The following is a 10,407-nucleotide window of genomic DNA, read 5'->3' on the forward strand; positions in this document are numbered from 1 at the left end:
GGGGACGGCATGGAGCTTCCGGTCAAGCAGTTCCAGACGCGCGCCGAGCAAGCCTTCGTCGACTTGTTCAACGCGGCCGAGCAGGGGCTGCCCGGCGCCAGCAACCCTTGGGTCGCCGATCTGCGCGCCAAGGCGATCGACGCCTATGCCGCGCTCGGGCTGCCGCACCGCCGGGTCGAGGCCTGGAAATACACCGACTTGCGCTCCCGCCTCACCGAGGCTCTGCCGCTCGCGCGTGCGACCGGCGCCGCCGTCACCGAAGCTGAGCTTGAGAAAGCGCTCGGAGCCGAGATCGCAGGGCTACCGGCCTACCGGCTGGTCATCGTCGAAGGCGAGCTCAGGGCCGAGCTGTCAGATCTTGTCGGGCTGAAGTCGGCCGGCGCCGAAGTCGTCTCCATCACCGAGGCCTTGCACAAGCCTCCGCGCTGGCTCAAGGCCGCGCTCGGCAAGATCAACCCTCAGGACCGCGATCCGGTCGTGGCCTTGAACCTCGCATTGATGAGCGGCGGCGTCGGCTTGCGCCTCGGGAAGGGCGTCACCCTCGACAAGCCGGTCCACCTCATCCACATCGATGGCGGCGAGCCTGTGAGCGTGGTCACGCGCAACGTCGTCCTCGTCGAGGACGGCGCTTCGCTCGATCTCCTGGAGAGCTACGCAAGCCTTGGCGGCCGTGAAATCCAACGCAACGCGGTGACCGAGGTCGAAATCGGCGACCGAGCTGGCCTCAACCACGTCAAGCTCCAGCGCGAAGAGGAGGCGGCCTTCCACCTCGTGACCTGGCTGGTGAAGATCGACGCCGACGCCAACTACAAGGCCTTTCAGTTCTCGACCGGAGCGGCGCTGTCGCGCAGCCAGATCTATGCGGCCTTCACCGGCGAGGGGTCGTCCCTCGACGTGTCGGGCGCGCTTCTGATGCGCGATCACCAGCACTGCGACACGACCCTGCTCGTCGAGCACCGCGTGCCGCGCTGCACGAGCCGCGAGCTGTTCAAGGCCGTGCTCGACAACGAGGCACGTGGCGTGTTCCAGGGTAAGATCGTCGTGTCGCCCGGCGCGCAGAAGACCGACGGTAAGCAGATGGCCCAGGCGCTATTGTTGTCCGAGACGGCGGAGTTCGACTCAAAGCCTGAGCTTGAGATCTTTGCCGACGACGTGGTGTGCGGCCACGGCTCGACCTCGGGCCAGATCGATGAGGATCTGCTGTTCTACCTCGAGGCTCGCGGTATTCCCGAGGACCAGGCCCGCGCGCTTCTGATCCAGGCTTTTGTCGGCGAGGCGGTCGAGCGCATCGAGCATGAGGGCCTGAGAGAGGCGCTTGCCAAGGCGTCGGCCGAATGGCTCGGCGTTAGCTTCGATTGACGGCGGATGACCATGACGATCTTGCCGAAATCCCTAGCCGAGCCAAGCGCAAGACCCGTTGCCTATGACGTCGATGCCATCCGCGCCGACTTCCCGATCCTGACGCAGAAGATCCATGGGCGCCCTCTCGTCTATCTCGACAACGGCGCCTCGGCGCAAAAGCCGAGGCTGGTGCTCGACACCATCGAGCGCGCCTATAGCGAGGAATACGCCAACGTCCATCGCGGCCTGCACTACCTAAGCAACCTGTCCACCGCGAATTTCGAGAAGGCGCGCGAGACGGTGCGCCGCTTCATCAATGCGCGCTCCGACGCCGAGATCATCTTCACCCGCAACGCCACGGAAGCCATCAACCTGGTGGCGAGCTCCTATGGCGGCCCGCATATCGGCGAGGGTGACGAGATCGTGCTCTCCATCATGGAGCACCATTCCAACATCGTGCCCTGGTATTTCCTGAAGGAGCGGCAGGGCGCGGTCCTGAAATGGGCGCCGATCTCCGACGACGGCGAGCTGTTGCTCGACAAATTCGAGGCGCTGCTCACCCCGCGCACCAAGATGGTCGCCATCACCCATATGTCGAACGTGCTCGGCACCATCGTGCCGATCAAGGAGGTGGTGCGCATGGCGCACGCCCGCGGCATTCCGGTGCTGGTCGACGGCGCCCAAGGGGCCGTACATCTCCCTGTCGACGTTCAGGACCTCGACGTCGATTTCTATGCTTTCACCGGCCACAAGCTCTACGGCCCGACCGGAATCGGCGTGCTCTACGGCAAAAAGCAGCTGCTCGAAGCCATGCGGCCCTATCAGGGTGGTGGCGAGATGATCGGCACGGTGACCACCGAGCGCATCACCTATGCGCCACCGCCCCACCGCTTCGAAGCGGGCACGCCGGCCATCGTGCAGGCGATCGGGCTCGGCTCGGCAATCGACTATGTTGAAAGCGTCGGGCGCGAGGCCATCAAGGCGCATGAGGATAAGCTGCTTGCCTATGCCATGGAGCGCCTCGGCGAGATCAACTGGCTCCGCATCTTCGGCCGCGCCAAGCCCAAGGGCTCGATCATCTCCTTCGAGATGCAAGGCGCCCACCCCCACGACGTAAGCACGATCCTCGACCGTTATGGGGTGGCCATTAGGGCCGGAACCCATTGCGCCGAGCCGCTGCTCGCACGATATGGCGTTACCTCGACTGCACGGGCCTCCTTCGCCATGTATAATACCGTCGAAGAGGTGGACCGGCTGGTCGAGGCGCTTGCCAAGGCGCATGATATGTTCGCTTGAGGCGAATGACGCAAATGACTGAAAAGAGTCAAGAGAACGAGGAGAGAGCAGCAGACGCCGAGGCGCCCGCAGAGGCGGCTCCTGCCGCGCCTGCGCCGGAGCACGACCAGCTCAAGGACGACCTCGTTGCCGCGCTCAAGACCGTGTTCGACCCGGAGATCCCCGTGGATATCTACGAGCTTGGCCTCATCTACCGGCTCCACGCCGACGAAGAGCGCAATATCGAGGTGGACATGACCTTGACCGCGCCTGGCTGCCCCGTTGCCGGCGATATGCCCGGCTGGGTGGAGAACGCCGTGGCCTCGGTTCCCGGCGTCGGGCAGGTTAAGGTCAAGCTCGTGTTCGATCCGCCCTGGGACCCGAGCCGCATGTCGGACGAGGCGCGTCTTGCGCTGAACATGTTCTGAGGCTTGAACCTCACCCCGATCTATCCCAAGTTGAGACTCATGACCCTACCGAAACTCATGACCCTGACCGATGCCGCCGCCGAGCGCATCCGCGCGCTCATATCGGCCTCGGGCAAAGACGCTACCGGCCTGCGCATCGGCGTGAAGAAGGGCGGTTGCGCCGGCATGGAATACACGATGAGCTATGCCGAGACGAAGGCGCCGCATGACGAGGTGGTCGAGGACAAGGGCGTGCGCATCCTCATCGACCCGACCGCGGTGATGTTCCTGCTCGGTACCGAGATGGACTACCGCGCCGACCGCATGAGCTCTGGCTTCGTGTTCAACAATCCAAACCAGACCGGCTCTTGCGGCTGTGGCGAATCCGTGTCGCTCACCCCTGCTGCTCAAACCGGCCACCGGGAATAGCGCCCCACCCGGCGATCCGGCTTTCAGCCGGCTCGCCACCCTCCCAGTCGAGGGGAGAGATGGAGCACGTGGCCGCTCTCCCGTAGTCCCATACCTCCCCCTTGTGGGGAGGTCGGCGCGAGACGGACTTGTCCGGCGCGCGCCGGGTGGGGGCCTTGAGCTTCAGCTTAAATGAGCGGGAATTCTACGCCTAGTCCAGCGGACGCACGGAGCGCGTCATGAAGGCTGGCACATGCTCGCCCATGCCGCGCACGCCGCCGCGCGAGGGCTGCGGGGGCTTAGGCGGCGGCCGATGGCCGGTATGATGGGATTGCGGCTTCGGTGCAGGCGAGTGATGGGAATGAGCCTGCGCCGCTTTTGGCGCCGAAGTCTCGGGTTGCTTGGCGTGAGCGGCCTGTTGCGGCTGCTGCTCTCGTCTTTGCTGATTTTGCTGATGGGGGGGATGATGGGGCTGGTTGGGTTTGCCGGCTTTGTGCGTGGGCGAGCCCCCATGCTCCTTGCGCTGGCTCTCGGGCCGTCCTTGCGGGCTCGCCTGCGCGGAGCCGGCCCGATTGCGGCTCGATCGCGAGCCTCGCCGGTTGCGCCCGTTCGAACGGCCCCGCTCATCGCGCGCTTGGGCGATCTCCGCTGAGCTCGGCTCGCCATCGATCCAGGGAATGTCCTGGCGAAGCAGCCTCTCGATCGCCTTGATCGCCTTGATCTCTTTTGGCGTCACCAGAGTGGCGGCGAAGCCTTCTCGCCCGGCACGTCCCGTGCGCCCGATGCGGTGGACATAATCCTCGGGATGAATCGGAACGTCGTAGTTGAAGATGTGGCTGACGTCGGGGATGTCGAGGCCGCGGGCGGCAACGTCGCTCGCGGCAAGGAAGGTGATGGTGCCGTTGCGGAAAGCGTCTAGCGTTGCCGTGCGCTGATGCTGGTCCATGTCGCCATGCAGCGCGCCGACGTTGAAGCCGTGGCGCTGGAGCGAGCGGTGGACGATGCCGACGTCCTTCTTGCGATTGCAGAAGATGATGGCGTTCTTGACGTTAATTTCCCGCATCAGCGCTCGCAGCGCTTCGCGTTTGCCTGCGGCGTCGTCAGGGGCCTTTTTCAGCCGCTGCACGATCGTCGTGGCGGCGGGAGCTTGCGGCGCGATTTCGATGCGTTCAGGACGATGCAGGAAGTTGTCGACGAGGCGCTGGATCTCCGCCGGCATGGTCGCCGAGAAGAACAACGTTTGCCGGGTGAACGGGAGGAGTTTGCAGATGCGCTCGACATCAGGGATGAAGCCCATGTCTAGCATGCGGTCGGCTTCGTCGATGACCAGGATCTCGATGCCGTTGAGCAGAAGCTTGCCGCGGGTGAAATGGTCGAGCAGGCGCCCAGGCGTGGCGATCACCACGTCGGCGCCGCGATCGAGCTTGCGATCCTGATCCTCGTAGGACACCCCGCCGATCAACAGCGCCACGGTGAGGTTATGATTCTTGCCGAGGATTTCGAAATGCTCGGCGACCTGCGCCGCAAGCTCGCGCGTCGGGGCGAGGATCAGCGAGCGCGGCATGCGGGCTCGCGCCCGGCCTCGCTCGAGCCGCGTCAGCATGGGCAGCACGAAGGACGCCGTCTTGCCGGTGCCGGTCTGGGCGATGCCGAGCACGTCGCGACCTGCGACGGCGTGCGGTACGGCTTGTGCTTGGATGGGGGTCGGCGTCTCGAAGCCCGCCGCGGTAACGGCGGATAAAACTTTTGAACTCAGTCCAAGTTGTGAAAAGCTCATGAATTAGCAAAACAAGCGCGGGCCCGAAGCACCACGCGCGTTCTTTCATTTTTAATCGCGCAATTATTTGCTGCAACGATTCGTGCAGCCTGCGCAAGACATCTACCAAAGCAATGAGGTCTTATACCCTGCAATGCTTGCTGCTCAAATAGGGGGCGGGCGCAACATGCGCAAGAGGCAAATGGCCGCCCCGCCGTCTAATCATCCTTTGGAACATTGGTCGGGGCCGCTGCCGGCGGTGCAGCCGGGCTTTTCGCCGGCGCCTTGGCCATGGTGTATTTGCCCGGCGCGGTGCCCTTGACGTACAGGCTGATGTCCTTGTCCTCCTCGAAATCGTACGAGCTCACGATGATGGTGATCTCGTTGTCCTTGGTCTCTTCACCCTCGATCTCGATCGAAGCATTGCCGAGCTTCTGATCGTTGACCTCCTTGAGCGGAGCCGTCGCGACGACCTTGGGGACAGGGTCGGTTTCCGATAGCGCGAGCCACTGCAAATACACGCGCGCCCCGAAAGATTGCTCGCTCCCGGTCATGACCACGATGGCGCGATAGAAACCTCCTTGCTTGCCTTCCGACCAGGAGCCGCCGGTGACGACGTCGGCAACCTCCGGCGGAAGGGTCTCGACGATCTTGGCGTCATCGTCGGCCGCCGCGGCCGAGGCCGGCGGGATAAGCGCAACGGCAAGGAACGCGGTGGCGCGCAACATAGATTTGAGCATGAGGAACCCCCTGACTTGATCTGACGCGCCGCCTGAACCGGGCTCGCCACGCTGATTTTAGAGTATTGCACCTCATTGTGACAGACTATCACGGCTCTTGCGGATCGCCCGTAAGCGGCGGAAAACGATGCTATCGCGCTCTTGGGGAGGCGCCGGCAGGACATGCGGGACTATGCCGATGTGGTGGTGAAGCCGCCGATTCTGTTCGCGGGCGCCGTCCTTCTTGGCTGTCTCTTGAGCTGGATCGTTCCGCTCGGGCCCGGGCTTGGCTCGGCGAATATTAGCGCCCTTGCCGCCGGGGGCGCGCTTGCGCTGATCGGTATTTCCCTTGGTGCTCTTTCGGTGCGGGAATTCCGGAGGGCGGGCACGAGCCTGGTGCCAGGCGAGCCTTCCACCGTCCTGCTTGACGGTGGCCCATACCGGTTTACGCGGAACCCGATCTATATCGCCTTCGTGATCCTCTATTTCGGCCTCGCCATCATGTTGACCAGCGCCTGGATGCTCGTGCTTCTCATTCCGGTGCTGCTCATCTTGCAGCGCGGGGTGGTCGAGCGCGAGGAAGCCTACCTTGAGGCAAAGTTTGGCGAGGCCTACCGCAAATACCAGGCACGCGTTCCGCGGTGGCTGTGATGGGTGGGGCCTCATGCTTCGAGACGCGCTCTCCGAGCGCTCCTCAGCATGAGGAGAAGACCTCACCCTGAGGAAGCGCGCAGCGCCGTCTCGAAGGGTGAGCCGGAGGCGCTACGAAGCAGACTCAAATATCCAGCTCGTCGGGCTTGGCGAACTCTGCGCGCTCCTGGATGAATTGGAATCGCGCCTCCGGCTTGTTGCCCATGAGCTGCTCGACCACCTTGCCGGTGGCAGCGCGCTCGTTCTCGACGATCTCGACGCGGAGCAGCGTGCGAACGCTGCGGTCCATGGTGGTCTCTTTGAGCTGCTTCGGCAGCATCTCGCCCAAGCCCTTGAAACGGGAAACGTCGACCTTGCCTCTGCCGTTGAACTCCGACTTGAGAAGCTCGGCCTTGTGCGCGTCGTCGCGGGCGTAAGCCGTCTTGGCGCCCTGGCTCAGCCGGTATAGCGGCGGCACGGCGAGATAGAGATGCCCGTTTTCGATCAGCCCGCGCATCTCCTGGTAGAAGAAAGTGATGAGCAGCGAAGCGATGTGGGCGCCGTCGACATCGGCATCGGTCATGATCACGACCTTCTCGTAGCGAAGGTCCTGGTCGCGATATTGCGTGCCCGTGCCGCAGCCAAGCGCCTGCACCAGGTCGGCAATGAGCTGATTGTCGGCGAGCTTGGTCGAGCTTGCGCTTGCCACGTTGAGGATCTTGCCGCGCAAGGGGAGCACCGCCTGGCTCGCCCGGTCTCGCGCCTGCTTGGCGGAGCCGCCGGCTGAATCGCCCTCGACAATGAAGATCTCGGTGCCTTCCGCCGCGCTCAACGCACAATCGGCGAGCTTGCCGGGGAGTCGCAGGCGCCTGGTCGCCGTCTGCCGGCCGACCTCTTTTTCCTTCTTGCGGCGAAGCCGTTCCTCCGAGCGGTCGATCACCCAGTCGAGCAGGCGATTGGCTTGCGGCGGATTGCCGGTGAGCCAATGGTCGAAGGCGTCGCGCACGGTCGTCTCGACGATGCGGGTCGCTTCCTGGCTCGCGAGCCGGTCCTTGGTCTGCCCCTGGAACTCGGGCTCGCGGATGAAGAGCGACAATAGCGCGCCGGCCGTGGACAGAATGTCCTCTGCCGTCAGTTGCGCGCTCCGCTTGTTGCCGATGAGCTCGCCATAGGCGCGCAAGCCTTTGACCAGGGCCGAGCGCAAGCCTGCCTCGTGGGTGCCGCCGTCAGGCGTGGGGACGGTGTTGCAGTATGAGTTGAGGAAGCCGTCCTCGCCGGCGACCCAGGCGATGGCCCATTCCACCGCGCCATGGCCCTCGCGCTTGTTGCTCTTGCCGGTGAAGACCTCCTTGGTGACGGTCTCCTGGCCATCGATACGGTCGGCGAGAAAGTCCTTGAGGCCTCCGGGGAAATGGAGCACGGCGCTCTGCGGCGTGCCCTTGTCGCCAGTGAGGAAAGAAGCGGTGCAAGACCAGCGGATCTCGACGCCGCCAAAGAGATAGGACTTGGATCGCGACATGCGGAACAGCCGCGCGGGCGCAAACGCCACGCCCTTGCCGAAGATCTTTGGGTCAGGCTTGAAGCGGACCGTGGTGCCGCGGCGGTTCTTGACCGCACCGAGCGCCTTCAGCGGGCCATCGGGGGCTCCGCGCGTATAGGTCTGGCGATAGAGCTTCTGCCCGCGCGCCACCTCGACTTCGAGGTACTCCGACAGGGCGTTCACCACCGAGACGCCGACGCCGTGCAGGCCGCCGCTCGTGTCATAGACCTTCGAGTTGAATTTGCCGCCCGAATGCAGCGTGGTCATGATGACTTCGAGCGCCGATTTCTTCTTGAACTTGGGATGCGGATCGACGGGGATGCCGCGTCCATTGTCGGTGACGCTCAAGAAGCCGTCTTCCTCGAAGCTCACCTCGATGCGGGTGGCGTGGCCGGCGACCGCCTCATCCATGGCGTTGTCGAGCACCTCGGCGAACAGATGATGCAGCGCCTTCTCGTCGGTGCCGCCGATATACATGCCGGGGCGCCGGCGCACGGGCTCGAGGCCTTCAAGCACCTCGATGTCGGCGGCGGTATAGGCGTCGTCCGGCGGCGCACCGTTCCGCTTCGCCTTGGCTGGCTTGGCGGCGGCGATCGGCTTCTTCTTCAGCTCGTCCTCGAGCTTGGCGAAGAGGTCGCGTGATGTTGCGGTTTTGCGCAATCGAGCTCGCCCGGCCACGACAAACGAATCTCTTGTTGAATGGGACTCACCCTAGCTCGCACGCATAAGCGGCTTTTTCAAGGGTGTGCGATCCAGGCTCCTCATGCTGAGCACCGCCCGAAGGGCGCGTCTCGAAGCATGAGCGGTAACCCTTCGAGACGGGCCTTCGGCCCTCCTCAGGGTGAGGGAAAGACAGTCAGGCGATCTTGCGGCGGCGGCGGCCCTGTTGCGGAACGTGTCGGAATTCGCCATATGCGGAAGCAGGACCGTTTCGCGGGCCGCAAAGACGAGGGCCCGGTCGTGACCGATTTCTGCAAGGATAACGAGCGTGGCTGAACAGGCACCGATCTGCAATTTCGGCTGGAAAGCGCCGCCGTTTTCGCTTCCCGCCGTTGACGGCAAGACCGTGAGCCTCGCCGATCTGCGCGGCAAGCACGGCACGCTGGTGATGTTCATCTGCAATCACTGTCCTTACGTGAAGGCGGTGATCGACCGCATCGTGCGTGATGCCAACGAGCTCAAGTCCTACGGCATAAACACCGTCGCCATTTCCTCCAACGACGCCGGTCACTACCCCGAGGACTCCTTCGACAATATGAAGCGGTTCGCGAAAGCGCACGGCTTCACCTTCCCCTATCTCTACGACGAGAGCCAGGCGGTGGCGCGCGCCTATGACGCGGTGTGCACGCCCGACTTCTTCGGCTTCAACGGGAAGCTCGAGCTGCACTATCGCGGGCGCCTCGATGCGAGCCGGAGAGAGGCAGGCCCGGCCGACGCACGCCGTGAGTTGTTCGAGGCGATGAAGCAAGTCGCCGAGACCGGGAAGGGCCCGCGCGAGCAAACCGCATCCATGGGCTGCTCGATCAAGTGGAAGGCGGCCTGAGCCGGTCCTCACTAATCGCTGTCGTCGCCCGGCTTGACCGGGCGATCCAGTAATCCACGGAGCCCGCGAGGGTACTCGATGCCCGCCTTCGCGGGCAGGACAGTGTGTTTAACCTCGCGTTAAGCCTAACCCTTTCCCGTTTCTTTACCAGCGCCTCCCTAGACTTTGCCTCGAATGCAAGGGGGAGTCCGGCATGACGATCATGCGCTACGCCATTCTGGTCACGCTCGCCATAGCCTCGCTATGCGCCATGGTCAGTGCTGGCGCCGACAACGGCCAGAGGTTCCTGGTCGACGCCGGCCAGAGCTCCGCAAGTCCGCAGGATTTCTTCCTGTGGGTGCTTGCCGGCATCGCCGTGCTCACCACCGTTTCACTCTGCCGGTTCGTGGTGTTCGGCATCCCGACATTGCTCGGCGATTGGTACACGAGCAACAAGCAGTGGCTCGGCACGCTCCTGCTTCTGGCCCTGATGTCGGGCGCGTTCTATCTGACGAAGGGGAAAGTTTCAGAGACGGGGGAGCCCAGGCAGGGACCTTCGATCGCTGATCCCGCGTCCTACGGGGGTTACGCGGCAAGCGATCAGAAGGTCGAGTAGACCGGGCGGAAAGTGGGGCGGCCAAGACACTGGCCGCCCCATTCGCTTTGGTCCACCCAAGGACCGCGCGTCAAACGCTGTAATACATGTCGAACTCGATCGGGTGCGGCATCATCTCGAACCGCTCCACCTCTTCCATCCGCAGCTCCAGATAGGCGTCGATGGCGTCGTCGGTGAAGACATTGCCCTTCTT

The 10,407-nt window shown here is 63.9% G+C and carries 11 protein-coding genes; 7 read left to right on the plus strand and 4 right to left on the minus strand.

Annotation, left to right across the window (positions count from 1 at the left end):
• Window positions 1-9 precede the first annotated feature (9 nt).
• From sufD to ACREC7_RS04280, 4 genes are read left to right on the plus strand one after another with little or no spacing between them, the layout of a single operon-like run.
• On the plus strand, window positions 10-1,359 hold the full coding sequence (sufD, locus tag ACREC7_RS04265) for a Fe-S cluster assembly protein SufD (RefSeq protein ID WP_431554451.1): 1,350 nt from the start codon (window positions 10-12) through the stop codon (window positions 1,357-1,359).
• Window positions 1,360-1,371: 12 nt separating this feature from the next.
• Window positions 1,372-2,637 carry a cysteine desulfurase gene (locus ACREC7_RS04270; protein ID WP_431554452.1) on the plus strand — a complete coding sequence of 422 codons (1,266 nt, stop codon included), beginning with the start codon at window positions 1,372-1,374 and terminating at the stop codon, window positions 2,635-2,637.
• A gap of 14 nt (window positions 2,638-2,651) precedes the next feature.
• A complete protein-coding gene (locus ACREC7_RS04275; RefSeq protein ID WP_431554453.1) occupies window positions 2,652-3,044 on the plus strand; it encodes an SUF system Fe-S cluster assembly protein in 393 nt (130 codons plus the stop codon).
• Between the two features lie 39 nt (window positions 3,045-3,083).
• Window positions 3,084-3,452, plus strand: coding sequence for a HesB/IscA family protein (locus tag ACREC7_RS04280; protein WP_431554454.1), 369 nt, complete (start codon window positions 3,084-3,086; stop codon window positions 3,450-3,452).
• A 190-nt stretch (window positions 3,453-3,642) separates the two neighbouring features.
• Here ACREC7_RS04280 and ACREC7_RS04285 read toward each other — a convergent pair whose 3' ends face one another.
• The gene (locus tag ACREC7_RS04285) at window positions 3,643-5,208 is read right to left on the minus strand and encodes a DEAD/DEAH box helicase (RefSeq protein ID WP_431554455.1); all 1,566 of its coding nucleotides are present in this window, start codon (window positions 5,206-5,208) and stop codon (window positions 3,643-3,645) included.
• Between the two features lie 197 nt (window positions 5,209-5,405).
• Window positions 5,406-5,927 (minus strand): hypothetical protein, encoded by a 522-nt coding sequence (locus ACREC7_RS04290; protein WP_431554456.1) that lies wholly within the window; start codon window positions 5,925-5,927, stop codon window positions 5,406-5,408.
• A gap of 162 nt (window positions 5,928-6,089) precedes the next feature.
• On the opposite strand from ACREC7_RS04290, the gene ACREC7_RS04295 reads away from it, so the two are divergent.
• The gene (locus tag ACREC7_RS04295; protein ID WP_431554457.1) at window positions 6,090-6,557 is read left to right on the plus strand and encodes a methyltransferase family protein; all 468 of its coding nucleotides are present in this window, start codon (window positions 6,090-6,092) and stop codon (window positions 6,555-6,557) included.
• Window positions 6,558-6,681: 124 nt separating this feature from the next.
• Here the strand turns inward: ACREC7_RS04295 and parE are convergent, their stop codons facing one another.
• On the minus strand, window positions 6,682-8,736 hold the full coding sequence (gene parE, locus ACREC7_RS04300) for a DNA topoisomerase IV subunit B (RefSeq protein ID WP_431554458.1): 2,055 nt from the start codon (window positions 8,734-8,736) through the stop codon (window positions 6,682-6,684).
• A gap of 328 nt (window positions 8,737-9,064) precedes the next feature.
• Between parE and ACREC7_RS04305 the strand changes: the two genes are divergently transcribed.
• Together ACREC7_RS04305 and ACREC7_RS04310 are read left to right on the plus strand one after the other, a co-directional pair.
• On the plus strand, window positions 9,065-9,619 hold the full coding sequence (locus tag ACREC7_RS04305) for a thioredoxin family protein (protein ID WP_431554459.1): 555 nt from the start codon (window positions 9,065-9,067) through the stop codon (window positions 9,617-9,619).
• A 193-nt stretch (window positions 9,620-9,812) separates the two neighbouring features.
• On the plus strand, window positions 9,813-10,214 hold the full coding sequence (locus tag ACREC7_RS04310) for a hypothetical protein (protein ID WP_431554460.1): 402 nt from the start codon (window positions 9,813-9,815) through the stop codon (window positions 10,212-10,214).
• 70 nt (window positions 10,215-10,284) lie between these two features.
• Here the strand turns inward: ACREC7_RS04310 and ACREC7_RS04315 are convergent.
• Window positions 10,285-10,407: hypothetical protein (locus tag ACREC7_RS04315; protein WP_431554464.1), on the minus strand; the 123-nt coding region annotated here is incomplete at its 5' end.

The organism is Methyloceanibacter sp. (assembly GCF_050728395.1).
GTDB lineage: Bacteria > Pseudomonadota > Alphaproteobacteria > Rhizobiales > Methyloligellaceae > Methyloceanibacter.